At 63.7% G+C, this 25472-nt stretch carries 22 protein-coding genes and 2 pseudogenes; 17 read left to right on the forward strand and 7 right to left on the reverse strand.

Annotated features, from left to right (window positions below):
* Nucleotides 1-277: 277 nt before the first annotated feature.
* The gene (gene tamB, locus OKC30_RS00570) at nt 278-4051 is read right to left on the reverse strand and encodes an autotransporter assembly complex protein TamB (protein ID WP_270697978.1); all 3774 of its coding nucleotides are present in this window, start codon (nt 4049-4051) and stop codon (nt 278-280) included.
* A gap of 76 nt (nt 4052-4127) precedes the next feature.
* The gene (tamA, locus tag OKC30_RS00575) at nt 4128-5903 is read right to left on the reverse strand and encodes an autotransporter assembly complex protein TamA (protein WP_151027829.1); all 1776 of its coding nucleotides are present in this window, start codon (nt 5901-5903) and stop codon (nt 4128-4130) included.
* A gap of 537 nt (nt 5904-6440) precedes the next feature.
* Here tamA and OKC30_RS00580 point away from each other — a divergent pair.
* The 10 genes and pseudogenes from OKC30_RS00580 to mltB all read left to right on the forward strand — a co-directional run bounded on the left by OKC30_RS00580 (nt 6441) and on the right by mltB (nt 16031).
* Nucleotides 6441-6836, forward strand: a complete 396-nt coding sequence (locus OKC30_RS00580; protein WP_119196804.1) for a hypothetical protein — start codon at nt 6441-6443, stop codon at nt 6834-6836.
* 59 nt (nt 6837-6895) lie between these two features.
* Nucleotides 6896-7174 (forward strand): peptidylprolyl isomerase, encoded by a 279-nt coding sequence (locus tag OKC30_RS00585; protein WP_010674120.1) that lies wholly within the window; start codon nt 6896-6898, stop codon nt 7172-7174.
* A gap of 127 nt (nt 7175-7301) precedes the next feature.
* Nucleotides 7302-8012, forward strand: coding sequence for a DUF1499 domain-containing protein (locus tag OKC30_RS00590; protein ID WP_119196805.1), 711 nt, complete (start codon nt 7302-7304; stop codon nt 8010-8012).
* A complete protein-coding gene (locus OKC30_RS00595; RefSeq protein ID WP_039039829.1) occupies nt 8002-8577 on the forward strand; it encodes a carboxymuconolactone decarboxylase family protein in 576 nt (191 codons plus the stop codon). The genes OKC30_RS00590 and OKC30_RS00595 overlap by 11 nt, the downstream gene beginning before the upstream one ends.
* Nucleotides 8574-10729 (forward strand): annotated as a pseudogene (locus OKC30_RS00600) (FAD-dependent oxidoreductase). The gene OKC30_RS00595 and the pseudogene OKC30_RS00600 overlap by 4 nt, the downstream one beginning before the upstream one ends.
* Nucleotides 10730-10748: 19 nt before the next feature.
* Nucleotides 10749-11918 carry an ABC transporter substrate-binding protein gene (locus tag OKC30_RS00605; protein ID WP_270669920.1) on the forward strand — a complete coding sequence of 390 codons (1170 nt, stop codon included), beginning with the start codon at nt 10749-10751 and terminating at the stop codon, nt 11916-11918.
* Nucleotides 11919-11924: 6 nt separating this feature from the next.
* Entirely contained in the window at nt 11925-13577 is a 1653-nt protein-coding gene (locus OKC30_RS00610; RefSeq protein ID WP_442865575.1) for an ABC transporter permease, read from the forward strand.
* 4 nt (nt 13578-13581) lie between these two features.
* On the forward strand, nt 13582-14244 hold the full coding sequence (locus tag OKC30_RS00615; RefSeq protein WP_160837978.1) for an ATP-binding cassette domain-containing protein: 663 nt from the start codon (nt 13582-13584) through the stop codon (nt 14242-14244).
* Nucleotides 14237-14839: a CDP-alcohol phosphatidyltransferase family protein gene (locus OKC30_RS00620; RefSeq protein ID WP_270663660.1), complete on the forward strand. Its 603-nt coding sequence runs from the start codon at nt 14237-14239 to the stop codon at nt 14837-14839. Before OKC30_RS00615 ends, OKC30_RS00620 begins: the two co-directional genes overlap by 8 nt.
* A 94-nt stretch (nt 14840-14933) precedes the next feature.
* The gene (mltB, locus tag OKC30_RS00625) at nt 14934-16031 is read left to right on the forward strand and encodes a lytic murein transglycosylase B (RefSeq protein WP_045525304.1); all 1098 of its coding nucleotides are present in this window, start codon (nt 14934-14936) and stop codon (nt 16029-16031) included.
* 45 nt (nt 16032-16076) lie between these two features.
* Here mltB and OKC30_RS00630 read toward each other — a convergent pair whose 3' ends face one another.
* The gene (locus OKC30_RS00630; protein WP_119196808.1) at nt 16077-16559 is read right to left on the reverse strand and encodes a MarR family winged helix-turn-helix transcriptional regulator; all 483 of its coding nucleotides are present in this window, start codon (nt 16557-16559) and stop codon (nt 16077-16079) included.
* A 94-nt stretch (nt 16560-16653) separates the two neighbouring features.
* Here OKC30_RS00630 and OKC30_RS00635 point away from each other — a divergent pair.
* Nucleotides 16654-17461: pseudogene (locus OKC30_RS00635) on the forward strand (DMT family transporter).
* Nucleotides 17462-17534: 73 nt separating this feature from the next.
* Here the strand turns inward: OKC30_RS00635 and pgm are convergent.
* Nucleotides 17535-19184 carry a phosphoglucomutase (alpha-D-glucose-1,6-bisphosphate-dependent) gene (gene pgm, locus OKC30_RS00640; RefSeq protein WP_160837974.1) on the reverse strand — a complete coding sequence of 550 codons (1650 nt, stop codon included), beginning with the start codon at nt 19182-19184 and terminating at the stop codon, nt 17535-17537.
* 53 nt (nt 19185-19237) lie between these two features.
* Nucleotides 19238-19747, reverse strand: coding sequence for a replication initiation negative regulator SeqA (seqA, locus tag OKC30_RS00645; RefSeq protein ID WP_039039836.1), 510 nt, complete (start codon nt 19745-19747; stop codon nt 19238-19240).
* Nucleotides 19748-20020: 273 nt separating this feature from the next.
* On the opposite strand from seqA, the gene OKC30_RS00650 reads away from it, so the two are divergent.
* The 4 genes from OKC30_RS00650 to fldA are packed head-to-tail and all read left to right on the forward strand — an operon-like array spanning nt 20021 to nt 21962.
* On the forward strand, nt 20021-20803 hold the full coding sequence (locus tag OKC30_RS00650; RefSeq protein ID WP_124812813.1) for an alpha/beta fold hydrolase: 783 nt from the start codon (nt 20021-20023) through the stop codon (nt 20801-20803).
* A gap of 55 nt (nt 20804-20858) precedes the next feature.
* Nucleotides 20859-21080 carry a DUF2788 domain-containing protein gene (locus tag OKC30_RS00655; protein WP_010674106.1) on the forward strand — a complete coding sequence of 74 codons (222 nt, stop codon included), beginning with the start codon at nt 20859-20861 and terminating at the stop codon, nt 21078-21080.
* A gap of 20 nt (nt 21081-21100) precedes the next feature.
* Nucleotides 21101-21397 carry a LexA regulated protein gene (ybfE, locus tag OKC30_RS00660; RefSeq protein WP_005325670.1) on the forward strand — a complete coding sequence of 99 codons (297 nt, stop codon included), beginning with the start codon at nt 21101-21103 and terminating at the stop codon, nt 21395-21397.
* A 40-nt stretch (nt 21398-21437) separates the two neighbouring features.
* Nucleotides 21438-21962, forward strand: a complete 525-nt coding sequence (fldA, locus tag OKC30_RS00665) for a flavodoxin FldA (RefSeq protein ID WP_010674104.1) — start codon at nt 21438-21440, stop codon at nt 21960-21962.
* A gap of 68 nt (nt 21963-22030) precedes the next feature.
* Here the strand turns inward: fldA and OKC30_RS00670 are convergent, their stop codons facing one another.
* Nucleotides 22031-22504: a DUF4442 domain-containing protein gene (locus OKC30_RS00670; RefSeq protein WP_160837972.1), complete on the reverse strand. Its 474-nt coding sequence runs from the start codon at nt 22502-22504 to the stop codon at nt 22031-22033.
* A gap of 231 nt (nt 22505-22735) precedes the next feature.
* On the opposite strand from OKC30_RS00670, the gene fur reads away from it, so the two are divergent.
* Nucleotides 22736-23164: a ferric iron uptake transcriptional regulator gene (gene fur / locus OKC30_RS00675; protein WP_010674102.1), complete on the forward strand. Its 429-nt coding sequence runs from the start codon at nt 22736-22738 to the stop codon at nt 23162-23164.
* Between the two features lie 98 nt (nt 23165-23262).
* Here fur and glnS read toward each other — a convergent pair whose 3' ends face one another.
* Nucleotides 23263-24924, reverse strand: coding sequence for a glutamine--tRNA ligase (gene glnS / locus OKC30_RS00680; protein ID WP_160836844.1), 1662 nt, complete (start codon nt 24922-24924; stop codon nt 23263-23265).
* Between glnS and OKC30_RS00685 the strand changes: the two genes are divergently transcribed.
* Nucleotides 24841-25140, forward strand: a complete 300-nt coding sequence (locus OKC30_RS00685; protein ID WP_202395042.1) for a hypothetical protein — start codon at nt 24841-24843, stop codon at nt 25138-25140. The genes glnS and OKC30_RS00685 overlap by 84 nt on opposite strands.
* Nucleotides 25141-25472 lie beyond the last annotated feature (332 nt).

Here is a 25472-nt window from a genome sequence, read left to right on the forward strand (position 1 = left end):
GAGCGGCCAAAGGGATCAGACTGTAAATCTGACGGCTCTGCCTTCGAAGGTTCGAATCCTTCTCCCTCCACCATCTTTCAGAGAACCCGGCCTTGTGCCGGGTTTTCGCTTTTCTGGCTTCCACAAATCCCCTTCTTCTACAAAAAAACGGGAGGCCAAGCCTCCCGTCAATATATACACGCTCTCACCCCGAACCTGCTGGCGACAGCTGTCATCAGCAGGTCGGGCAGAGGGGGATAAACGTCTCCCCAGGCATCTGTCTTGTCATCCGCGCCCCTTACAGGGTGAAGCGATAGAAGATATCCACCGCCTGGGCCACCCCGCTCATGGCCTGCAGATAGAGCCTTGGCATCAGCTCGTAGCGCAGCTTGAATTCAGCGATGGGGCTGAACACCCCGACCCCGTACTGGAACTGCAAGCCGGGCAGCAGGTAGGCCGACAGGGTCACCTGGGTGTCATCGCCACTGCCTGCGGTATCGAGGGCCACGTCGCTCATGCCGAGGGATTCCCCGATGCTGGAGACCACGCCGCTCGCCTGGCTCACGGCCCCCGCCACCAGCAGGCCGTTGAAGCCGCCATCCTCGCCGCTGGTCTGCAATCCCTTGCCCCGCAACAGATAGGAGAGCTGTTCGGACTGCGCCATCTGCGGCTCGGAATAGACGGTGATCTTCGGCTTGGCGGCCGGCCCCGTCACCCGCACCCCGACGGTCACGTTGTCCTCGATGGTGTCCGGATCCCGATAGGTCTCGATGTTGAGATAGGGCTGATCGATGGGGCCGGAGAAGAGGATCCGCCCCTCCTTGATGATGAGGTTCTGGCCATAGGCCTTGAAGCGCCCGTCCCTGAGCTCCAGTTGCCCGTTGCCCGAGAGCGGCTTGGAGGGATCCTGGCGAATGTTGAGGGCCCCTCCCACCTTGGTCTTGAGTCCCATGGCTTCAAGGCGGACGTCGTCCCCGAGCCGGATGGCGAGCCTGATCTCCATGGGCAGCGGTGCCGCCTTGGGGACCGGCGGCAGATCGTCGTAGATGACGGTGACGTCATCGGAGACCGCTACCGCGCTGTCTGGCAGGCTCTTGACCAGGATGCGCGACCAGGGGATGTCCACCTGACCGGTCACCCTGGTCTCCTCCCCGAGAGAGATGGCGATGTCAGGTGTCACCCTGACCCGGCCCATGCCCGGGTACTGGGCTTCCAGCTCCTTGCCCTGAATGGTGAGGCTGCCGGTCACCGGCTGCTGTGCCCAGCTCAGCCAGCCCCCCAGCACCAGGGGGCCCTTGCCCACCATCATGGAGCCGTCGAGTTCGGCCCGGTTGCCTTCTATCTTGAGGCGGGTCACCAGCTTGGAGAGGGTCACCATGTCGGAGTGGGTCTGAACCTCCCCCTCCTTCAGGTTCAGCTCGCCATACAGCAGGGGGGCAGCCAGGGTACCGTCGAAGCGGGCATCCGCCGAGATGACCCCTTGCAGGGAGCGCACTTCGGGAATGAGGGGCGCAAAGGTCGCCAGCTTCAGATCGTCAAACCTGAGTTGACCGCCGAGGTTGCCGCGGCCAGCGGGATCCCGGATCAGCAGATCGGTGTCGATGTTGCCTATCTGCTCGGAGGCGAAATCGACCCGGATGGCGGCCTGCTGGCGCTCGAAATCGATCCCGAGCTCGAGGCGCTGGTAGTCGGTCTTGAGTTCGTCGGCGACGAAGGTCCCAGGCGTGGTACGCACGGTGGCGTGCAGGGTCGGCTGGTTGCCGCGCCAGCTGGCGCGCCCGTCGGCCGACAGCACCGCCTGCCAGCGGAAATTGTCCGGCAACCAGGGGCGCAGCCGCTTGAGATCAAATTCGTTCAGGGCAAATTCCAGATTGCCCTGGGACTGGGCTATCCGGCTCCCCTTGACGCAGAGACTGGCCTTCTGGGACGCGAGGCAGAGATCCCCCATGGTCAGCTGCTGTTTCGGCAGATCCAGGTCCAGAGACCAGGGGGCGGCCAGCGCCCAGCGCTTGAGGGGGGTCTTGAGCTTCATCTCGGCAAGGGTGCCACGCCAGCGGTCACCGCGCAGGCTGCCATTCAGGCTGAGGTCTGCCGCCAGCGGATCCCCCTTCATGGTCAAGGTGAGCCCGTGGCGCTCGAGATCGCCGCTCAGGTTCAGGGCGATTTGCGAGAGCTTGGTCTCCCCCTGCGCCAGGCTCGCCACCGTCACCGCCACCTCACCGGCGGGCTTCACCCCGACCAGGGCGTTGGCCTTGATGACGGTCTCCTTGAGGACGGTGCCCGCGTAGGCGAGTCGGCCCGACACCAGGTCGGCATTCACGCGCGGCGCCTGCTGGTTGCCGGTGACGCGCACCTGGCCCTTGATGTCCCCTCCCAGACCCGGGTAGATGCCCCCAAGCTTGGGCGCATCCAGATCCGCATCCAGCTTCCAGGCCTGGGTCGTGAGCGAGCCTTTGGCCTGCAGCCGGTTGGGGCCGCTTTGCAGCGCCAGGGCCGGGATGGTCCACTCCATCTTGTCGTTGCCGCTGAGCCTGCCCTGCAAGGCCAGGGGATACTGGTTGAGCTTGCCATCCACCTTGAGCTCGGGCAGGGCAAGCTGCCAGTGGCCCGCCTCATCCAGATCGAAGCGGCTGGTGATCTTGCCCGCCAGTGCCCCCTTGATCTCGGGCACCAGCTCCGCCGGGTTGATCCCCTTGAATTCGGTCGTCCCCTGCCACTGGACCCCCTTGCTCCAGGCCAGCTTGCCGTCGAGCTTGAGCTCCCCCTTGAGGGCCCCCAGCAGCAGCTCGATACGGCTCAGCTGGTTGAGATCCCCCTTGCCCGAGAGCGCCACCTTGAAGGGGGGCACATCGGTCCCCTTGCCGGCGGTGTTGAACGCAAACTGGTAACCGGAGAGCTTGCCCTTGGCGCTCAGGGTGCCCTTGTCCAGCCGATAGCTGGGCTCATCCTTGGCGGGCTTGTGCAGGGGCCAGGAGAGGCTCTTCCAGTCCAGCGCCAGATCGAAGGGCAGATCCGGGTCGAGGGCCGCAAGGGATCCTTTGAGATTGGCGCCCACCGGCCCCTTGGCCTTGAGTGCCAGCCCAAGCTTGCCCACAGAACCGTCCAGGACGAGATTGACCTGCTCCCCCTTGAGCTCCCCGTCCAGCAGCCCTTGACGCGCCTTGGCATCCAGAGTCAGGGCGAGGGGGTAATCCTCGTGCAGGCGCACCTGACCACTCAAGGCCAGATCCGCCATGGCATGGCGCAAGGAGAGCTCCCGGATGTCGATGCGCTCCTCCTCGGCGGTGGCCGACAGCAACAGGTTGTCTAGCCCCTCCACCAGCTCACCTTGCTGATAACGGAACGCCGTGGCTTTCAGCCCCTCCAGCTGGATGGGGAAAGGCAGTCGCACCGCCGGCAGCACCATGGGCTCGGGCTTGCTTGCGGCCTGCGTCTTGTCACCGGGGACAGCCTTGCGCTCGCCGGCCGCCAGGGTGGCGCTTTTCTCATCCGCCGGTTTGGCGCCCTTGTCACTGGCCGCCTCCACCGGGGACGGTGCTACCACCACGTTCAGGCCATCGAGCACGGGGCCGCGCACGATGAGCCCGGCGCGATCCAGGGCGGCGCCAATGTCCAGATCCTTGAGGGTGATCGTCACGCCGGGCACCGCCACATCGAGATCGGCAACCTTGAGGCTGTCAACCTGGATTTTGAGCGGCAACGGATGCCAGACGAAGGGCTCCGACGGCTCTTCCGGCACCGGCTCGGACTCCGCCACCCGGACCACGGGGCGAGTCACCGCCAGAGTCTTGATCCAGAGCTTGCCCTGCAGGAGATTACCCAGATCCCAGTCCAGCACGGCCCGCTCCACGGTGACATCCACCAGCTCGTCCTGCCAGCCAACCCCTTCGAAGGTCCAGCCATACCCGAGTTGCCCCGCCACCAGCTCCCCCTTGAGGGAGGGCAGCGCGGCTCTGGCCTGTTGCCACAACCACTTGTTGCCCTGATGGGTGAAGCCCAGCAGGCTGACGCCGATGAGCAGCAGGAAGAAGAGGCCCATGAGCCACAAGAAAATGCGTTTTACCCAGATCACGATGCAGACCCCTGCAAGGAAAGCAGCCGCAGCGGCCAGAAAAGAGAAAGAAGAGGATATGCGCCTGGTTGCCGGGTCATAGTTCCGGCCCCAGTGCGAAGTGCAGCCGCAGCGGCTTGTCCTCCTCGGAGATGCCCACCGCCAGATCGAGCCTGACCTGACCGATGGGGGTGACCCAGCGCACCCCGACCCCGGTGCCTATCTTCCAGGCCTCGCTGTAGTCGACGGTGGCGGTCCCGGCGTCCACGAACAGGGCACCGAGCCACTTCTCGCTGAAGCGGTAGTTGTACTCCAGGCTGCCGACGCTGGCGTAGCGTCCGCCGGTCAGCTTGCCATCGTCCCCCCGTGGCGAAATGGTCTCGTAACCGTAGCCCCGGACCGTCTGATCGCCGCCGGTGAAGAAGCGCAGGGAGGGGGGGACCAGGGAGAAATCATCCCCGACGATGGCCCCCTGTTCGGCCCGCATCAGGAAACGGTGATCTTCGCCCAGGGTGCGCAGCCACTTGCTGCGCCCCCACACCCGCATGAAGCTGATGTCGGACCCCCAGTAGGGGCTCGAGAACTCCATCGTCAGTTGCTGGCGATCCCCCCAATCCGGCACCAGACCGCCGCGCACCCGCAGCCGTGACCAGGAGACGCCGGGGATCAGCAGCAGGCTGTTCCCCTCGTCCTGACCCTGGACGTAGCGCTCGTTCTCCAGGCGCACAAAGACGTCTCTGTCCCAGCTCTCCGGTCGGCGTGTCCAGCGGTGCACCCCGAAGGTGGCCAGATCGGAGCGGGTGTCGTTGTTGTCGGTGTATTGATAGCCCGCCTGCAGGGAGTAGTAATCCCGCAGCGGGTTGCCCACCGGGATCTGGTAGTCGAAGCTGAGCTCCGCTTCTGGCGCCGAGACCTTGGCGGTGCTGGAGAGGCGGTGACCATAGCGGTTCACCCAGGGTTTCTCCCAAGTGGCACTCAGGCGCGGCCCCACGTCCGTGGCATAACCGATACCGGTCTCAATTTCGTGATCGACCCGGTTGGAGAGGGTCACCTGCACCGGCACCCGGTTGCCCTCGGCCTGGCTGATCAGGGGTTTGATGTCCACCTGCTTGAACAGCTTGGTGGAGGAGACATCCTGGGACATCTCCGCCAGACGGATCGCCAGATAGGGGTCGCCGCTCTTGATGTTGATGAGCGGGCGGATCAGGTGCAGTGCCTCCGGCGTCGCGTCATAGCGGATCTCGCCGAAATGGTAACGCGGGCCAGAGCGAAACAGGATGTAGATCTCCGCCTTGCCCTGTTCCGGGAAAACCTTGACCTGGCTCTTGCTGATCTTGGCGTCAAAATAGCCGCGGGCCAGCCCCAGACTGCCGAGATCCGCCTTGATGGATTCATATTTGCCGTGGTTGAGGGGATCTCCCTCCTTCAGGGGCAGCTTGTCCAGCAGCTCGCTGTACACCTCGTCGCTCCCCGCATCCCCTTCCAGCAGGATGTCGAGGCGCGAGATGATCACGGGTTCCCCCCGCTCAATCTCGATCACCACCTTGGCGGGCGTCTTCTTGTCGCGGTTCAGGGTGATCTTGGGCTGGTAGTAGCCATAGACCTGCAGCGCCTTCTGTACGCTCTCGGTGATCTTGGCGCGGGCGGGGCGGTACTGGCGTTCCTGATAGACGGGCAGGGCGTTGAGGTAGGCCTCGACGTTGTCTTTCTGCTCTCCCCTGACCCCCTTGATCTGGTAGGTCAACTTGGCCGCCATGGCGGGCATCGCCATCAGCCAGAGAGCGAGGGCGAGCAGCAAGAGACCGGGCCCGGGGCGACGGGATCGCCCGGATGAAGTGCTCCCGGTGAGAAAAGTAGGATAGCATCCTGTCAAACGTCATTTTCCCCGAATAACATGATTTAAAGATTGTGTTATTTAGTACGATACCGAGACTCATCCCGGGCGAGTGCCGCTCATCCTAGCATAATCGCGACGGCGAAATCCCACGCTCGGGGCCCCTTTGCGTGCCGCTCTGCCGCCCCCGGTGCGGGGATCGCTTCGGCCCAGCAAGGAGCCAGCCGGGTGTGAGGAGCCAAACTGCGCACAATCCGGGCAAGGGGCGAACAAAACGCCACCACCGACCCCGCCAAGCCGGATCTCCCCTGGCGGCCTTGGGCTGGCAGCAGGGTCCGGCTCGTCCGCGACAACCCTTGTCGGACACCCCGCATCCGGCGGGTTTCGTCAACCCGTCCCCCTCGACTTGCTCCGTGCCCTCTTCCCCGCCCTGCCTGCTATTGAACAGGAAAATAAGTTTAAATCAATCACTTGAATAGATGGCACTAAAGCTTCGTTCAATTCAATCGATTTATCCCGCTGCCCCTGCGCTCCTGCCTGTCCCACACTGATCCCAATCATCGCAGGAGAGACCCCATGCACCTACGTAGCGAACAACTGGCTGACTACATCGCCGACCGACTCGAGTTCATCACCTTCCTGGCCTGCTGCAGCGCCCTGCTGGCCTTGCTGACCGGCATGAACGGCCAGCAGGCCCTCGCCTTCACCGCGCTCAATCTGCCCTTTGGCCTGGCCCTGCTGCTGGGCATGGCCCTGCTCGCCCCCCTGCCTGCCCACTGGCGCCTGCCCGGCATAGTCCTGCTGCTGGTGAGCGCAGCCCTGGCCACCCTGCAGATGGGAGGCAACTGGCTCAACCCCCTGGCCATCTGGAGCCTCTATGCCCTGCTGGGGCTGGAGATCCTCTGGCAATCCCGGGCCAGGGTCCCCCTGGCCGCCGGCCCCCGGAGCCGGGTCTCGCGCCCGAGGGGCTGACGCGGAGGCGCAATTGCAGTAATCTTGCGCCCCCTTTCCCCTCGCCGAGGAGCATTCCGATGAAAAAAGCCTGTGCCCAGCACATCCTGGTCAAGACCGAGAAACAGTGTCTGGAAATCAAGGAGAAGCTCGCCAAGGGCGCCGATTTCAGCCAGATGGCCAAGCGTTTCTCCACCTGCCCTTCCGGCAAGCGTGGCGGCGATCTGGGAGAGTTCTCCAAGGGGGACATGGTCAAGTCCTTCGACGATGCCGTGTTCAAGGGGGAGTTGCTGACCGTGCTGGGGCCGGTGCGCACCAAGTTCGGCTTCCACCTCATCAAGGTGCTCTATCGCAGCTGATCCAGGGCGACGAGGCCATCGGTTCTCTGAGCCGCACGCCTGGGATTGATGATCATTTACTAACGTTATCAGGCAATTAAGTTTATCCTTCTGGGCATAGTTCCATCCTGACCCGTGGATCCCTCATATGCACAGCTCTTTGTGGTGGCCGCTGCTGACCTGGCTATTGCCCCTTTGCGGGGCCCTTGGCAGCCGCGCCCATCTCTGGCCCTGGTGGCTCGGCTTCATCCTCTGTCTCGCCAGCGCCCTCCTCAGCCTCGTGCTGCTGCTGCGCCTGCCCTGGCGCTATCGCCGCACCACCAACCTCTGGCCGGATATCTGGGGCATAACTCCCCTACTGTTGCCCCTGCTGTTTCTCGTCCAGGCGCTGCGCTCCCCCCTCACCAACGACGTCAGCACGGATCCCTACCATCCGCCACGGCTCCAGTGGGCCGAGCTGCTCAGAAGCCCGGAGGATCTCCCGGTCTCCCCCCCGCCCCTGCAACTATTTCCAGGCAACCCCGGTCCTCTCTATACCCGGGCATCCCCGGTCGAAGTGCTCGCGGAAGCCGAGGAACTGATGACGGAGCTGGGCTGGCAGGTTCGCCCGGGCAGCGAGGGTATCGATGCCGTCGTCACCACCGGCTGGTTCGGGTTTCAGGATGACGTGGCCCTGCGGGTCTTTGCCGGGCCCAAAGAGACCCGTATCGACATGCGCTCCGCCTCGCGCCAGGGGCGCAGCGATCTGGGGGTCAACCGGGCACGGATCATCGATTTCCTGAATCGGTTGAACGAGCGTCTGGGCGGGGCCTACAAGCCCAAGATGGAGAAGCTCAAAGAGGAACAAGATGCGCATTGAGGTCAAACCGGACCGGGCCTACGCCTGGTTCATCCGCCCCTTCTTCTGGCTGCAGAAACGCAACTACGGTCAGGTGCTGATCCCGGGCAAGTGCTGGGGGCGCTCCCCCAGGCTGTTCGCCGCGGTCGCCACCCTCTACGGCGTCATCAACCGCAAGCGCTCCCCCATCGACCCCGTGCTGCGCTCCCTGGTGACGGTGCGGGTCTCCCAGCTCAACTGGTGTCGTTTCTGTGTCGACATCAACGCCATGACCCTCGTCAAGCGGGCAGGCTCCAGCGACAAGGTGGAGGCGCTGGCCCGGTGGCGCGACAGCCCCTTGTTCGACGAGCGGGAGCGGGCCGTGCTGGACTATGCCGAGGCCATGACCGGGCTGGATGGCGTGAGCGACGAGCAGGCCGCCCGCCTCAAGCCCTGGTTCGATGACGACGCCCTGGTGGAGCTCACCGGCCTCATCGCCTTCCAGAACATGTCCGCCAAGTTCAATGCCGCTCTCGACATCGCTCCCCAGGGGTTCTGCCAGTTGCCGGTGCAACCCGAACGCCCCCTCGACAAGGGGCAGGGATGAACCGGGCACGCCTGCTGCTGTTGCTGGCGATGGGGGCCCTGGTCGGCACCTTCTTTGCCCTCGACCTTGACCACTATCTGAGCCTCACCCAGTTGCAGGTTCATCAGGAGCGCCTGGCCCTTTGAGTCGACCGCCATGTTGTCGCGGCCAGCCTGCTGTTTCTGGTGCTCTATGTGCTCACCACCGCCCTCTCCCTGCCGGGGGCGGCCCTGCTCACCCTGGCGGGCAGCGCCATCTTCGGCATCCTGTGGGGGCTCTTGCTGGTCTCCTTTGCCAGCTCCCTTGGCGCCACCCTGGCCTTTCTCAGCGCCCGCTTCCTGCTGCGGGACTGGGTCGAGACACGCTTTGGCGACAAGCTGGCGAGCGTTCAGGCCGGCATGCAAAAGGAGGGGGCCTTCTATTTGCTGAGCCTGCGCCTCATCCCCCTCTTCCCCTTCTTTCTGGTCAACCTGGTGATGGGGCTCACCCCCATCAGAGTCAGCACCTACTACTGGGTCAGCCAGCTCGGCATGCTGCCGGGCACCCTCGTCTACGTGCTGGCGGGGAGCGAGCTGGCTACCCTCACCAGCACAGGCAACCTCTTCTCCCCCGGCCTGCTGGCCGCCCTGACCCTGCTCGGCCTGATGCCCTGGCTGATGCGTGCCTTGCAGCGCCGTCTCGCCCTCTACCGGTTGCACGCCCCCTACCGCAAGCCTGCGCGCTTTGACTACAACCTGCTGGTGATAGGCGCCGGCGCCGGAGGTCTGGTCACCAGCTACATCGCCGCCGCGGTGAAAGCCAGAGTGGCCCTCATCGAGCAGCACAGGATGGGGGGGATTGCCTCCATACCGGCTGCGTCCCCTCCAAGGCGCTGATCCGAAGCGCCCGCTTCGCCTTTGAACAGCGCAAGGCCACAGAGCTTGGTTTTACCCCGAGCCAGAGCTGCGCCGACTTCGCCGCCGTGATGGCGCGGGTCGCCCGGGTCATCGAGGAGGTCGAACCCCACGACTCGGTGGCGCGCTATGAAGGACTCGGGGTGGAGTGCATCCAGGGGCGGGCGCGAGTCACCTCCCCCTGGGAGGTGGAGGTCAACGGCAAGCGCCTGACCAGCCGTCATATCGTGATCGCCACCGGCGCCCGCCCCCGGGTGCCCGCACTGCCGGGGCTGGACAGGGTTCCCTACCTCACCTCCGACACTATCTGGCTGCGACTGCGCGAGCCCCCCCGCCATCTGCTGGTGCTGGGAGGGGGCCCCATCGGCTGCGAGCTGGCCCAGAGCCTGGCCCTGCTCGGTATCCCCGTCACCCTGGTGGAGCAAGGCCCTCAGCTGCTGCCCCGGGAAGATAGGGACGTCGCCGGGGCCCTGGCCGCGCAGCTGGAGCACGACGGCGTCACCCTGCACCTCGGCTGGCAGGCTACCTCGGCCGGGTATATGGACGGTAAAGACACCAACCTGCCCATCCGGCTGCACCTGCGCCGGGGGGACGAGACTCTGGTGGTTGAGGGGGACCAGCTGCTGCTGGCCCTTGGCCGGGAGGCCAACGTGGGCGGTTTCGGGCTGGAGGCGCTGGGGGTTGAACTGGCCCCCAGCGGCACCCTGGCCATCGACGGCTTCCTCGCCACCAACTACCCCAGCATCCTGGCGGTGGGGGACGTTGCCGGCCCCTACCAGTTCACCCATTTTGCCGCCCATCAGGCCTGGTATGCCGCCATCAACGCCCTCTTTGGCCAGTTCAGGCGCTTTCGGGCAGACTACAGGGTCATGCCGGCGGCCACCTATACCAGTCCGGAGATAGCCAGAGTCGGCCTCAACCAGAAAGAGGCTCGGGCCCGAGGCATCCCCTTCGAGTCGACCCGCTTCGAGATGGCCGAGCTGGACAGAGCCATCGCCGACGGCGAGTCCGGGGGCTTTGTCGAGGTGCTGACGGTGCCGGGCCGTGACAGGATACTCGGGGCCACCATAGTGGGTGCTCACGCCGGCGAGCGGATCGCCGAGTTTGCCCTCGCCATGCGCCACCGCCTGGGACTTGGCAAGATCCTCGCCACCGTTCACCCCTATCCCACCCTGATGGAGGGGAACAAGTACGTGGCTGGCGCCTGGCGCCGTGCCCGCCAGCCCGGGCGCCTGCTGGCGCTGCTGGCCCGTTATCACCGCTGGCGCCGCGGCGCCTGACTCTGACGAGGCAACCATCATGTTCACAACCCGACTTCGCGCCCTGCTCCGTCCCCTGATGGCCGCTGTCCCCCTGCTGCTTGCCTCCCCGCTCCACGCCAATGACGCGCCGTGGCAGCAGACCCTGCTGGCCGCCAGGGGACAAACCGTCTACTTCAACGCCTGGGGGGGCAGCCCCGAGATCAACGCCTACCTGGTGTGGGCCAGGCAGGAGATCGCTCGCCAGTACCAGGTCGAGCTGGTGCAGGTGAAGGTGGATGACATCGCCCAGAGCGTGAGCCAGTTGCTGGCCGGCAGGCAGGCTGGCAAGACGTCGAACGGCCCCATCGACCTGCTCTGGGTCAACGGCGAGAACTTCAAGGCGCTCAAGGAGCAGGGGCTGCTGGGGGCCCCCTTTACCGACGAGCTGCCCAACATGGCCCTGGTGGACACCGCCCTGGCGGTGAGTGAAGACTTCACCGTGCTGGTCGAGGGGCTGGAGGCCCCCTGGGGCATAGGCCAGCTCAATCTGATGGTGGATGGCGACCAGGTAGACGTTCCTCCCACCTCGGCGGCCGCCCTGCTGGCTTGGGCCAAGGCTCACCCCGGCCGCTTCACCTACCCCAAGCCTCCCCAGTTTCACGGCTCGAGCTTTCTCAAGCAGATCCTGCTGGAGCTGACACCCGACCCCGCCCCCCTCTATCAAGAGGCGACCGATGCCGACTTCCTTCGCATCACCGCCCCTCTCTGGGCCTGGCTCGACCAGCTTCACCCCGCGCTCTGGCGAAAGGGCAGGCTCTTCCCCACCGGCGCCGCCGAGACCAGACAGTTGCTCGATGACGGCGAGCTGGCCATGGCCATCAGCTTCAACCCGGGGGAAGCCCAGAGTTCGGCGCAAAACGGCACCCTGCCCCCCACCGTCAAGGCCATCGTCATGGAAAAAGGGGCGCTCACCAACAGCCATTTCCTCGCCATTCCCTTCAATGCCTCCGCCCGGGCCGGGGCCAAGGTGGTGGTCAACTTCCTGCTGAGCCCCGCCGCCCAGGCGCGCAAGAGCGACCCCGCCTTCTGGGGGGATCCCAGCGTGCTGCGCCAGGAGGCGCTGCCTGGCCAGACCCGTCCGGCATTGCGCTTCAAGGGGGTGGCAGAGCCCCACCCCAGCTGGCAGACCCGGCTGGAAGCGGCCTGGGCCGAGCGCTACGGCCACTGATCCATCATGCAGGTGCGCGCCCCTCTTCTCCTCCTTTTGCCCTTTTTGATGCTGGGAGCCTTGCTGCTGGGGATCCCGCTCGCCGGGGGCCTGCTGTTGCTGGTCATCGAGGGGCTCACCCCCGCCAACCTCGCCCTCTTGCTCCCCCAGCCCGGACTCTGGCACTCCGCAGGGTTGAGCCTCTGGGTGGCGGGGACCTCCACTCTGGGGGCCCTGGCCGTCACCGCCCTGCTGCTCGCCCAGGGGGACGGGCGTCCCTGGATGCGCTGGCTGCGCCGCCTGCTCTCCCCCCTGCTGGCGCTTCCCCACGTCGCCTTTGCCATCGGCATCGCCTTTCTGCTCGCTCCCTCCGGCTGGCTGCTGCGCCTCGTCGCCCCCCTGCTTGACCTCACCCATCAGCCCCCGGACTGGCAAACCCTCAAGGATCCCTGGGGCCTTGGCCTCATCGTGGTGCTCATCCTCAAGGAGACCCCCTTCCTGCTGCTGATGGCGCTGGCGGCACTGGATCCCGCCAAGGTGGCGCGCCAGCAGTGGCTGGGGGCCAGCCTCGGCTTCAGTGCCCCCCGGATCTGGTGGCGCCTGCTGCTGCCCGCCCTCTGGCCCGCCCTGCGACTGCCCCTCTACGCGGTGGCCGCCTATGGTCTGGCGGTGGTGGATCTCGCCCTGCTGCTGGGGCCGGATGCCCCGCCGCCCCTGGCGGTGCGACTCTGGCTCTGGTATCAGGATGCCGACCCCGCCTGGCGCGGCGCCAGTGCCAGCGGCGCCCTCTTGCTGCTCGCCCTCAACCTGCTGCTGCTTGGCGCCCTCAGGCTGCTGGAGCGGACCCACCTCACCCTCGGCAAGGCACGCTGGCTGGATGGGCGACGCGCCCCCGCCTCGCCCTGGCCCGCACTCATTGCCCGCATCGGCGTGTGGGGGCTGCTCCTGACCAATCTGCTGGTGCTCGCCGCCCTGCTACTCTGGTCCCTGACCCGGCGCTGGTCCTTTCCCACCCTCTGGCCGAGCGAATGGAGCAGCCACCACTGGCTGGCTCTGCTGCCGAGCCTGGGCCCGCTGCTGTGGCAGAGTCTGTGGCTGGCCCTGCTCTGCGCCGCGCTCTCCCTGCTGCTGGCGGTGCTCTGCCTCGAGGCGTTGCCTGCGCGCCGCGCCACACGCACCCTCTGGCTTGTCTGCCTGCCCCTGCTGCTGCCCCAGGCCAGCCTGCTGTTTGGATTGCGCCTTCAGACCGACGAGCTGGGATTCACTGGCATAGGCCCTGGCTGGGTACTCTGGAGCCAGTTGATCTTCGTCTTTCCATACGTCTATCTCTGCCTGCACGGCCCCTATCGCCAGTTCGACGAGCGCCTCACCCGGGTGGCCCTCACGCTCGGGGCCAGCCCCTGGGGGGCCTGGTGGCGAGTCAAGGGTCCCCTGCTCGCCCGTCCCCTGCTGTTCGCCTTCGGTGTCGGGGCGGCGGTGAGCCTGGCCCAATACCTGCCGACCCTGCTGTTCGGCGGCGGGCGGGTCGTCACCATCACCACGGAGGCGGTGGCCATCGGCAGCGGCCTCAACCGGCGGCTGGCGGGGCTCTACGGCCTGCTGCAACTGCTGCTGCCCCTTTTCATCTATGCCCTGGCGCTCTGGCTGCCGCGGCGCATCAACCCCGCCCTGAGGCCCTGACCCGATGCTGCATACCTCCGCACTTACCCTCTTCCTCGACGGCGCCCCCCTGCTGACGCTCCCTCCCCTCAGGGTGGCCCCGGGCGAGGTGCTCACCCTGATGGGACCGAGCGGCTGTGGCAAGAGCTCCCTGCTGGCGGCCCTGGCAGGAGTGCTGCCACCCGGGGGGCCCATCCGGCTGACCGGGGACATCCTGCTCGGCGCACATCGCCTCACACCGCTGCCCCCCCAGGAGAGGGGGGTCGGCATCCTGTTTCAGGATGACCTGCTGTTTGCCCACCTGACGGTGGCCGACAATCTGATGTTCGGCATGCCGGCGCATCTCAAGGGGATGGCGGCAAGGCAGGCCCGGGCCCGCGAGGCGCTGGCCGAGGTCGGGCTGGAGGCTCAGGCGGACAAGCTGCCCGGGGCGCTCTCAGGTGGCCAAAAAGCCCGCGTCAGCCTGCTGCGTGCCCTGCTGGCCGAGCCCAGGGCATTGTTGTTGGACGAGCCCTTCTCCCGCCTCGACAAGCCGCTGCGGGCGGCATTCAGAACCCTGGTGTTCGAGCGCCTGCGCACGCAGGCCATCCCCGCGCTGCTGGTGACCCACGACGAAGAGGATGCGCCGGGCACCATCTTGCAGCTGATCCCCCCAGCCATCCCAGAAGAGGAGCACCACCTTGTTTGATCGCCACCTGATCCCGGTTATCCGCCGCCCCCTCGCCGCGCTCGCCCGCCCCCTGTGCCGGGCCGGGGTGAGCGCCAACCAGGTGAGCCTCGCCGGCTTTCTCATCGGCATGCTGGCGCTGCCGCTGCTGGCCTTTAGCTGCTATCAGTGGGCGTTGGCGGCGATTCTGCTCAACCGGCTGCTGGACGGGCTGGATGGCGCCGTGGCGCGGGAAACGGGCATCACCGACTGCGGCGGGTTTCTCGACATCACGCTGGATTTCATCTTCTACGCCGCCGTGGTGCTGGGCTTTGCCCTCGCCGACCCGGCCAACGCCCTGGCCGCCGCCACCCTGCTGTTCGCCTTCATGGGCACGGGATCGAGCTTTCTGGCCTTTGCCATCATGGCGGGCAAACGGGGCATCGAGAGCCCCGTCTACCACCACAAATCCCTCTACTATCTGGGCGGGCTCACCGAGGGGAGCGAAACCATCGCCCTCTTCGTGCTCATGTGCCTCTGGCCCGCCGCCTTCGTGCCACTGGCCTACGGTTTCGCCCTGCTCTGTGCCATCACGACCCTGACCCGGATCTGGAGCGGCTACCACACCCTGCACTGACGGGATCCCGGGGGGCGCGCCGGCACGGAGCACTTGCGCCTGCACGCCAATGTTTTACCATGACGGCACTCTTTTTCAGGCTCACGAGAACCCTATGCGTCGCCTTGTCTGTGTCCTCTCCCTGTTTCCCCTGATCTACGGCTGCAGCAGCACGCCGGCGCCCAAGCCCGTGGTCAAACCCCAACCCAACAGCGCCTTCATCAACCAGACGCCGCCGAGCAAACCCTTCTACGGACAGGTGAGCCAGCCCGGGGTCAGCAAGGGGGACTTCGCCAATCGTTCCAACGTGGACAACTTCGTGCAGCGGATGGTGCAAAAGCACGGCTTCGACGGCGCCGAGCTGCACCGGGTACTGGCCCAGGCCGAGCGTTATGACTGGATCATCAAGCTGATGGACGCCCAGGCCCCTACCACCAGACCGCCCACCGGTCCGACCGGCGCCTGGAACCGCTACCGCGCCAAGTTCATCACCCCGGACAACGTACAGAACGGCGTCAACTTCTGGCGTGAATACGAGAGTGAACTCAACCGGGCGCAGCAGATCTACGGGGTGCCACCCGAGATCATCGTCGGCATCATCGGGGTGGAGACCCGCTGGGGTCGGGTGATGGGCAAGACGCGCATTCTCGACGCCCTAGCGACCCTGGCATTTGACTACCCGCGCCGCGCCGACTTCTTCACCGGCGAGCTGGAAGCCTTCCTGGTGATGACCCGGGATGAGGGGATGGATCCCACCGAACCCAAGGGCTCCTATGCCGGGGCCATGGGCTACGGCCAGTTCATGCCGTCGAGTTTTCGCAACTACGCGGTGGACTTCAACGGCAACGGCCACACCAACCTGTGGGATCCGGTGGATGCCATCGGCAGCGTGGCCAACTACTTCAAGGCCCACGGCTGGGAGAAAGGGCAGCCGGTGGCAGTACGCGGCCAGGGACAGCTGCCGGGCTATGAGCACGGCTTCCAGACCCGCTACCCGGTAGCCACCCTGCGCGGTGCCGGGCTGGCTCCCACCGGCTCCCTTGGCAATCACAAGGAGGCGAGCCTGCTGCGTCTGGATGTCGGCACCGGTTACCAGTACTGGTACGGCTTGCCGAACTTCTACGCCATCACCCGCTACAACCACAGCACCCACTACGCCATGGCGGTATGGCAGCTTGGCCTTGCCGTCAGGGATGCCAGAGGCGGCTACTGAGTCAGCCTCAATGCCAACGAAAACGGGCCCGCAGGCCCGTTTTTTTTATTCGTTTTCCAGCAGCCAGCGTTTGAGCAGGGCGGCCAGCTGCTCCTGTTCGACCAGGCTCAATGGGGCCAGCAGGCGGCGCTCGTTCGCCACGTGCTGTTCCACCGCATGGTCAACCAGCTCCCGCCCCGGCTCCGTCAGGCAGACCAGCAGGCTGCGCCTGTCATCGGGGGAGGCTTCACGTCTTATCAGGCCACGCTGCTCCAGCTTGTCGAGCCGGGCCGTCATGGCCCCTGAACTCAGCATGGCGGACTGGTAGAGCGCGGTCGGGGTCAGCGGCTCACCGGCCCGACGCAGGGTCGCCAGGATATCGAAGTCAGACCCCAACAGACCGCACTCTTTGAGGGTCTCGCTCACTTCGCGCCCGGCGATCGCCGCCATGCGCGCCACCCGCCCCAGCACCCCCATGGGGGTGCAGTCGAGGTCCGGGCGCTGCCGGGCCCACTGGGCCAGCAGCTGATCTACATGATCACTCTCCATTCGGGCTCCATTATCTTTACATGAAGATACTTGATAATAAACTAACTCGCGGCTAATGTATCTTTACTTAAAGATACTTTGTTACGAGATAACCATGCTGCTGCTGATCGCCCTGCTCGCCCCCCTGCTCTGGGGCAGCACCTATGCCGTCGTCAGTCTCTACCTGACCGACTACTCCCCCTACTGGGTGGCCGTGTGGCGCGCCCTCCCCGCCGGGGTGCTGCTGCTGTTGCTCCATCCCCGCAGACCGCCTCTCGTCTGGAGCAGGCAGTTCCTGCTGGCATTTTGCAACATCACCGCCTTCTTCGCCCTGCTGTTCGTGGCGGCGTTTCGCCTGCCCGGCGCCGTGGCGGGTACGTTGGGAGCGACGCTGCCCCTCATCCTGATGGGGCTGGCCTGGCTGCAAGACGGTGTCAGACCGACGATCAAGTGGCTGTTGCTGGGGGTGATGGGGCTCGTCGGGGTGCTCTTGTTGCTCAATCCCTCTGCCAATCTAGATCCCGTCGGCGTGGCGTGCGCCCTGCTCGCCACCCTGCTCATCGGCCAGTCGAGCCGCTGGATGCAACGCTGGCCGGTGGACGATCTGCTGGCCCCTGCCCCGGGCTGACGCCACTCCCGGGCTTATCTGGCTGGTGATCCTCAATACGGCTCTGGCCTACTGGGCCTGGCTCTGGGGACTCAAACGCCATGGCCCGGAGGTGATGGGGATGCTGGCTCTCACCAATCCCATGGTGGCGGTCTCCTGCGGTGTGCTGATGGTGGGAGAAACCCTGGATGGCCGTCAGTGGCTCGGCATCGGCATCATCCTGCTCTCTCTCTTCCTGATGAAGCTGCCGGCCCGCTCTTTCCTCAAGCGCAGACAGAACCGCAAGGCCGCCACCGGCAGCGTCAACAACGGCTGATCCGCAGTCAACCCGACACAAAAAAAGAGGAGCCACCAGGGCTCCTCTTTCACATGGGTTGTTGCCGTGAGGGTCAGACCCCGGCTTTGGCCAGGGCGGCGGAGACGATCTGCTGGGCTTCCTGCTGGATGAGATCCAGGTGCGCCTCCCCCTTGAAGCTCTCCATGTAGATTTTGTAGATGGACTCGGTACCGGAGGGGCGCGCCGCGAACCAGCCATTCTCGGTCACCACTTTCAGGCCGCCGATGGCGGCATCGTTGCCCGGTGCCTTGGTCAGCTTGGCGAGGATGGACTCGCCAGCCAGGGTGGAGGCTTCCACCAGGGCCGGATCCAGCTTGGAGAGCACCGCCTTCTGGGCGCTGTTGGCCGGAGCATCGATGCGGCGGTAGCTGGAGCGGCCGAATCTGGCTTCGAGCGCATCGTAGTGGGCCTGGGGATCCTTGCCGGTCACCGCCAGGATCTCGGCCGCCAGCAGCGCCAGAATGAAGCCATCCTTGTCGGTGGTCCAGACGGTACCGTCCTTGCGCAGGAAGGAGGCACCCGCGCTCTCCTCGCCGCCAAAGCCGAACTCGCCGCTGTAGAGACCGTCCACGAACCACTTGAAGCCGACCGGCACCTCTTTGAGGGTGCGACCGATCTCGCCAGCCACCCGGTCGATCATGGAAGAGGAGACCAGCGTCTTGCCGACGGCCGCCCCCTTGGGCCAGCCGGTTCTGTGGGTGAACAGATACTGGATGGCCACCGCCAGATAGTGGTTCGGATTCATCAGGCCCGCCTTGGTGACGATGCCGTGACGATCGTAGTCAGGGTCATTGCCAAGGGCGATGTCGAACTTGTCTTTCAGGGCAATCAGGCTCGCCATGGCGAACGGGCTGGAACAGTCCATCCGGATCTTGCCGTCTTTGTCCAGGGTCATGAAGGAGAAGGTCGGGTCGACCTTGTAGTTCACCACCTCAATGTCCAGACCGTAGCGCCTGGCGATGACGTCCCAGTAGGCGACGCCGGAGCCACCCAGCGGATCCACGCCGATCTTGATGCCAGCCTGCTTGATGGCGGCCAGATCCAGCACGTTTTCGAGATCATCCACATAAGGGGTGACATAGTCGTGTTCCACCACGAACGGGCTCTTGAGGGCCTCGGCAAACGGCATCCGCTTCACGCCGGCCAGGCCCGCTTCCAGGATCGCGTTGGCGCGGTCTTCCACCCACTTGGTGATCTCGCCTTCGGCAGGACCGCCGTGGGGCGGGTTGTATTTGAAGCCACCGTCTTCCGGCGGGTTGTGGGACGGGGTGATCACCACGCCGTCCGCCTGCGCCACGGGTTTGCCTGCATTGTGACGCAGGATGGCATGGGAGATGACCGGGGTCGGCGTGAAGCCGAGGCCGGCCTGAATGCGGGTCTCGACACCGTTGGCCGCCAGCACTTCCACCGCGCTGGCAAAGGCGGATTCGGACAGGGCATGGGTATCCATGCCGACGAACAGCGGCCCCGTGATACCGGCCTGCTGGCGGTACTCCACCAGCGCCTGGGTCACCGCCAGAATGTGGGATTCGGTGAAGGCGCTGTGCAGGGCGCTGCCGCGGTGACCGGAGGTGCCGAAGGCGACCCGCTGCTCAGGGCGGCTCATGTCCGGCTTGTTGAGGTAGTAGGCGCTGACCAGACGGGGAATGTTGGTCAGATCGCAAAGACGAGCCGGCTGACCGGCGTGGGAATGCTGTGCCATGGCGTTTTCCTTGAGCTGAGCCTTGCCCGGCAAGGCCTGAAGTCATTGATGGGTTAAACGGCGCCGCACACCCGAGCCGTCAGATCCTCGTCATAACCCATGCTGTTCATGAGCTGGGCCACCATGTTCTGCTTGCGGCTGGTATTGGTATTGGTGATCACCCAGAACGGGGTCTCCGGTACCGGCTTGGGCTTGGTGGTGCTGCCACTGGCACGCAGCGCTTCCGGGTCACGGGAGAAGTAGACGCGCTTGCGCCCTTTTATCTCGGTCGCCTGGGTGAAGCCTTCCGGGTTGTCCCGATAGAGGGTGCTCAATACCAGCATGAAGCGGTTGATGGACTTTTCTTCTTTCTGAAGCTCGCCGGAATCCAGCAACGCCTCCAGCCCCAGGGCATCAGCCACGGGTTGCGGTTGCGTCGCAGGCGTGGCCGCCACGGTTGCCGTGCCGGCCTGGGCGGGTTGCTCCAGCAGGCGACGCAGGATATCGGACGCACTCTCGCCGATGTGCCGGGTCTGGCTCGCGATAAAGAAGTAGAGATCGTCATCAAGCTCGATGGTTTTCATAGGGATGCGCTGGACTCGTCGAAATTCGGATGCGGCGATTATACATAGGCAGACCCGGCAGCCCAAGCAAGGGGCGGACAGATGTGCATGAATCTCCTTGAGAATACGGCATAATGACGGGCCAAGTGTGTGATCCCCCGCACTGATAGCCGATCCCGGGGAGATATTTTTGAAAAAAAACCACAAAAAAAATCCCCCACCATTAATGAAACCCTTTTCTTTCAGTGTGTTAAAAATTATGGCGATAGAGCCCACGACCGATAAGGTGTCATTTTGCAACAATACCCACGATTAAACTTCAAGGAACAGGGCGAAGGCCCGACTGTCGTGCTGATCCATGGCCTCTTTGGCAGCCTGGACAACCTCGGCCTGCTGGCGCGCCCCCTCTGCGAACAATACCGGGTCATCAGCGTCGATCTGCGCAATCACGGTGCCTCCTTTCACTCGGACGAGATGAGCTACCCGGCTCAGGCGGCGGACATCCTGGCCCTGCTGGACCATCTTGGACTTGAACAGGTGGCCCTGGTGGGTCACTCCATGGGGGGCAAAGTCGCCATGCAGGTCGCCAAGCAGGCCCCTCACAAGGTCAGCAAGCTGGTAGTGGCGGACATCGCCCCGGTGGCCTATCCCCACGCCCGCCACAAGAACGTGTTTGCCGGGCTAAATGCCACGCTGGCCACGCCCCCCCAGAGCCGCAGCGAGGCGGAAGCCATGCTGGCCGAGCACATCGAGATCGCCGGGGTGCGCCAGTTCCTGCTCAAATCCTTCGCCAAAGGGGAGTCTGGATGGGGGTGGCGTTTCAACGTGCCGGCCCTTGAGCGCAACTACGCCAACATCATGGGCTGGCCCGACGATGAACGCCGCTTCGAAGGCGCGACACTCTTCATCAAGGGGGGCGACTCCGACTATATGCTGCCCGAATACACCGGGGCCGCGATGGCCCAGTTCCCGGCCGCCAAGGCACGCGTCATCGCTGGCACGGGTCACTGGCTGCACGCGGAAAAGCCGGTTTTGTTCAACAAACTGGTTGTGGATTTCCTGTCGACAGGCGGTTAACAGTTTCAAATCCTTTGTGATATAGTGCGCCCGTCTTAAGGAGTGCGCGCAATCCATGCTGAGTGAACACATCGATCTCATCGAGAGTCTGGGCCTGAAACTGTTCTTCGTGGCCATCTTCCTGCTGATTGGTCTGGCCATTCAGGACGTGCTCAAACGGGGCAATGTGCCCCGCTTCGGCCGCTTCATCGTCTGGCTGGTGCTGTTTCTGGGTTGCGCGGGTTTTGTCGCCAAGGGGCTGATCGAAATGGGCTGGGAAGGCTCAGGGATCGGCTAACTACTTTTCATCTGTGATGTATGGCCAAACAGCAAACTGATCGAACAACACTGGATCTGTTCGCAACTGAGAAGCGCCCCGGCAGGCCAAAGACCAATCCACTCCCCCGCGAGACCCAGCTCAAGATCAACAAGCGCAACCAGCTCAAGCGCGATCGTGAGAACGGGCTGAAACGGGTCGAGTTAAAGGTGGAAGCCGAGTTGCTGGAGCGCCTGAACCAACTTGCGCTGCAACAGAACGTCAGCCGAGCCGAGCTGATCCAATCTATCCTGAAGCAACAGATCGAGTCTGCTCATGCAGCAGGCATCGCAATCTGAACCGTCAAGCATCAACACCAGATACGGGTAACGAAACACTATGGCTAGTGTAGGTCTGTTTTTCGGCAGCGATACCGGTAATACCGAAGCTGTCGCCAAGATGATCCAGAAAGAACTGGGCAAACAACTGATTGAAGTCCGTGACATTGCCAAGAGCAGCAAGGCCGATATCGACAGCTTCGATCTGCTGATGTTCGGCATCCCGACTTGGTACTACGGCGAAGCCCAGGCCGATTGGGACGACTTCTTCCCCGAACTCGAAGAGATCGACTTCAACAACAAGCTGGTGGCCATCTTCGGATGCGGCGATCAGGAAGACTATGCCGAGTACTTCCTCGACGCCATGGGCACCCTGCGTGACATCGTCGAAGCCAAGGGCGCCATCATCATCGGCCACTGGCCGACCGCGAGCTACGAGTTCGAAGCCTCCAAGGCACTGGTGGATGACAAGCACTTCGTGGGCCTGGGCATCGACGAAGATCGCCAACCCGAGCTGACTGCAGAGCGCGTCAAGGGCTGGTGCAAACAGCTGCACGAAGAGATGTGCCTGGGCGAGCTGGAGTGATCTGATCTCCCTCCCTCTTCATGCAACAAGGGCCCCGACGGGGCCCTTGTTGCATCTGCAGCAGGCATTCAGCCCCCCCTGTGCTGGGGCTTGGATCTGACATAGAGGGTGCGCTTCACCTGGGCCACCAGCTCGCCCTGGCCATCCTGCACCTGCACCTCGAACTCGGGAAAGTGCTTCTCCCCCCCCTCGGTCGCCGCCACGATCGATGCCAGCTTGGCGTCGCTCAGGGTGAACTCCGCCACCAGTTTGCCCTTGCCCGGCTTGATGAAATTGATGCTGCCCGCCTTGTCCCACACGTAGTAGTGGTTCTTGAAATAGCCCATCAGCATCAACGGGTAGATGGGATCCGTCATGGCGAACATGCTGCCACCGAACTGGGTCCGGTTGGCATTCTTGTTCCACCAGCGGGACTTGAGAGTGACCCGGCAGAAGCGAAAATCGGGGCTCAGGGTTTCTATCTTGATGCCTGCACCCCAGAAGGGGGGCCAGGCGTTGAGGGCGCAGCGCACCCAGGCGGCATTGCCGAAAAGCCAATCCATGGATCTCATCCGACCAGACTATAAAGAAGTCACATAGTATCAACATTCTCTGGTCGAGCAAGCGGGCCTGAATATTCCCATAACGGGCTTGATGAGCTAAAGCCCTTGAATTGCTGGGTTTATTTTTAACTTGGCTACGACCTATAATGACAGGCCAAGCGAGTTCGTGGTTGCCATTACAGCGGCAGTCAATCAGAATAACCACACCTTCGAGAATGCGAATAAATAGAAATGGCAGACAACAACCAAGCGTTAAAAAAGGCCGGGCTCAAGATCACCTTGCCCCGTGTCAAGATCCTGGAAATCCTGCAACAGCCGGACTGCCAGCACACCAGTGCGGAAGATCTGTACAAACGGCTGATCGATCAGGGCGAGGAGATTGGTCTCGCTACCGTTTATCGCGTTCTCAACCAGTTTGATGATGCCGGTATCGTCACCCGTCACCATTTCGAAGGGGGCAAGTCGGTGTTCGAGCTCGCCACCCAGGAGCACCACGACCACCTGGTCTGCCTCGACTGCGGCAAGGTGATCGAGTTCTCCGACGAGGTGATCGAACAGCGCCAGCGCGACATCGCCAAGGCGCACAACATCCGCCTGACCAACCACAGCCTTTACCTGTATGGCCACTGCGCCAACGGTGACTGCAAGCACGACGATTGATTCGGCCTGGTCAGCACAATAAAAAAGCCAGCATGATGCTGGCTTTTTTGTGTCCGCAATCCGGACCAGAAGCGGCAGGGTCTCCCCTGCCCTCTTCATCAGGCCTCGACCTTGCCCCAGACGTCACGCAGGGCCACGGTGCGGTTGAACACCAGGCGCTCGGCGCTGGAGAGCTTGTTGTCGGCGCAGAAGTAACCTTCACGCTCGAACTGGTAGGCAAACTCCGGCTTGGCATCCTTCAGGGAAGCCTCCACCCGGGCCCCTTCAATGATCACCAGGGATTCCGGATTCAGGGCCGCTTCGAAGTCATCCTCGGCGCCCGGGTTCGGCACCTTGAACAGACGGTCGTAGAGACGCACTTCGGCCGGCAGGGAGTGAGTGGCGCTGACCCAGTGGATCACCCCTTTCACCTTGCGGCCGTCCGCCGGATCCTTGCCCAGGGTCTCGGGGTCGTAAGAGCAGTAGATGCAGGTGACCTTGCCGTCGGCATCCTTCTCGACCCGTTCGGCCTTGATGACGTAGGCGTTGCGCAGGCGCACTTCCTTGCCCAGCACCAGCCGCTTGAACTGCTTGTTGGCTTCCTCTTTGAAGTCCGCCTCGTCGATGAAGATTTCGCGGGAGAAATGCAGCTCACGGGTCCCCATCTCCGGCTTGTTCGGGTGCGCAGGCGCCGTCAGCACCTCGTCCGCCGCCAGGTTCTCGATCACCACCTTCACCGGGTGCAGCACGGCCATGGCGCGCGGGGCGTTCTCGTTGAGATCGTCGCGGATGCAGGCTTCCAGCATGCTCATCTCGACGATGTTGTCCTGCTTGGTCACACCGATGCGCTTGCAGAACTCGCGGATGGAGGCCGGGGTGTAACCACGGCGGCGCAGACCGGAGACGGTCAGCATGCGCGGATCATCCCAGCCGTTCACGTGCCCCTCGGTCACCAGCAGGTTCAGCTTGCGCTTGGACATGACGGTGTATTCGAGGTTCAGACGGGAGAACTCGTACTGACGGGGGTGACAGTCGATGCTGATGTTGTCCAGCACCCAGTCATACAGGCGACGGTTGTCCTGGAACTCCAGGGTACACAGGGAGTGGGTGATCCCCTCCAGGGCGTCCGAGATGCAGTGGGTGAAGTCATACATCGGGTAGATGCACCACTCGTCACCGGTCTGGTGGTGGTGGGCAAACTTGATGCGATAGATGACGGGATCGCGCATCACCATGAAGGGGGATGCCATGTCGATCTTGGCGCGCAGGCAGGCGGAGCCTTCGGCCATCTCACCGTTTTTCATCTTGGCGAACAGGGCAAGGTTCTCTTCCACGCTGCGATCGCGGAACGGGCTGTTCTTGCCAGGGGCGGTCAGGGTGCCGCGGTATTCGCGCATCTGCTCCGGGGAGAGCTCGTCCACATAGGCCAGTCCCTTCTCGATGAGCTCGATGGCATAGCCGTGCAGCTTGTGGAAATAGTCGGAGGAGTAGCAGATCTCGCCGCTCCACTGGAAGCCCAGCCACTGGACGTCCTGCTTGATGGACTCCACGAACTCGATGTCTTCCTTCGCCGGGTTGGTGTCATCGAAACGCAGGTTGCACTGACCCTGATAGTCGCGGGCGATGCCGAAGTTCAGGCAGATGGATTTGGCGTGGCCGATATGGAGATAACCGTTCGGCTCCGGCGGGAAACGGGTATGCACGCTGCTGTGCTTACCGCTGGCCAGATCTTCATCAATGATCTGACGAATAAAGTTAGTTGGGCTGTTCGCCTGACTCATGGCTCACCTCAAAAATGCGTCACTGGCGGACGTTGTGCCGGCTGGCACCCTCATACCCCCGCCGTCAAGCCGGGTATGATCCCTCATTACGCGCCCTGCCTCAACCTGAATTTGGCCAATTCGGGTCATTGGCGCACCAAAAACGGCGAAACGGGAGAAATTGCAGAGATCCTGGTCAAAAAAAGCCCCGCACGGGGCGCAATGCTGTTCAGATAAGCACATTTTTGACTAATTATTCATAAATGCGACTTGAGTTGGGGGAGCAAGGCTGTTTCCAGTCGATGTTCCTTCAGCCTTTATCCAGCGTGGCTTGCAATAGAAAGAGGGAGGCATCATGCCTCCCTCATTTTTTAGCCCTGATACTACGTGGACTGGAACTCAAATTCTCTTAAGTGAACAGCATTGCCGCACGGGGCGGGGTCTCAAGTGATGAAAAACAGACAAAACACACACAACAAAGGTTCACACGCAGAGTCAACCTTTCCCAAACCCGATGGCCATCGACCTTGGGAAAGGCGGGTCTTGCGACCCACCTTGCGTTATGGATT

The sequence above is a fragment of the Aeromonas sp. QDB18 genome (assembly GCF_027705325.1).
Taxonomy (GTDB): domain Bacteria; phylum Pseudomonadota; class Gammaproteobacteria; order Enterobacterales; family Aeromonadaceae; genus Aeromonas; species Aeromonas caviae.

Coding starts and splice junctions, on each gene's coding strand:
- OKC30_RS00580 (WP_119196804.1), top strand. CDS start 6,441: ATGCACCTACGTAGCGAACAACTGGCTGACTACATCGCCGACCGACTC.
- OKC30_RS00585 (WP_010674120.1), top strand. CDS start 6,896: ATGAAAAAAGCCTGTGCCCAGCACATCCTGGTCAAGACCGAGAAACAG.
- OKC30_RS00590 (WP_119196805.1), top strand. CDS start 7,302: ATGCACAGCTCTTTGTGGTGGCCGCTGCTGACCTGGCTATTGCCCCTT.
- OKC30_RS00595 (WP_039039829.1), top strand. CDS start 8,002: ATGCGCATTGAGGTCAAACCGGACCGGGCCTACGCCTGGTTCATCCGC.
- OKC30_RS00605 (WP_270669920.1), top strand. CDS start 10,749: ATGTTCACAACCCGACTTCGCGCCCTGCTCCGTCCCCTGATGGCCGCT.
- OKC30_RS00610 (WP_442865575.1), top strand. CDS start 11,925: ATGCAGGTGCGCGCCCCTCTTCTCCTCCTTTTGCCCTTTTTGATGCTG.
- OKC30_RS00615 (WP_160837978.1), top strand. CDS start 13,582: ATGCTGCATACCTCCGCACTTACCCTCTTCCTCGACGGCGCCCCCCTG.
- mltB (WP_045525304.1), top strand. CDS start 14,934: ATGCGTCGCCTTGTCTGTGTCCTCTCCCTGTTTCCCCTGATCTACGGC.
- OKC30_RS00630 (WP_119196808.1), bottom strand. CDS start 16,559: ATGGAGAGTGATCATGTAGATCAGCTGCTGGCCCAGTGGGCCCGGCAG.
- pgm (WP_160837974.1), bottom strand. CDS start 19,184: ATGGCACAGCATTCCCACGCCGGTCAGCCGGCTCGTCTTTGCGATCTG.
- seqA (WP_039039836.1), bottom strand. CDS start 19,747: ATGAAAACCATCGAGCTTGATGACGATCTCTACTTCTTTATCGCGAGC.
- OKC30_RS00655 (WP_010674106.1), top strand. CDS start 20,859: ATGCTGAGTGAACACATCGATCTCATCGAGAGTCTGGGCCTGAAACTG.
- ybfE (WP_005325670.1), top strand. CDS start 21,101: ATGGCCAAACAGCAAACTGATCGAACAACACTGGATCTGTTCGCAACT.
- fldA (WP_010674104.1), top strand. CDS start 21,438: ATGGCTAGTGTAGGTCTGTTTTTCGGCAGCGATACCGGTAATACCGAA.
- OKC30_RS00670 (WP_160837972.1), bottom strand. CDS start 22,504: ATGGATTGGCTTTTCGGCAATGCCGCCTGGGTGCGCTGCGCCCTCAAC.
- fur (WP_010674102.1), top strand. CDS start 22,736: ATGGCAGACAACAACCAAGCGTTAAAAAAGGCCGGGCTCAAGATCACC.
- OKC30_RS00685 (WP_202395042.1), top strand. CDS start 24,841: ATGCACGCTGCTGTGCTTACCGCTGGCCAGATCTTCATCAATGATCTG.
- glnS (WP_160836844.1), bottom strand. CDS start 24,924: ATGAGTCAGGCGAACAGCCCAACTAACTTTATTCGTCAGATCATTGAT.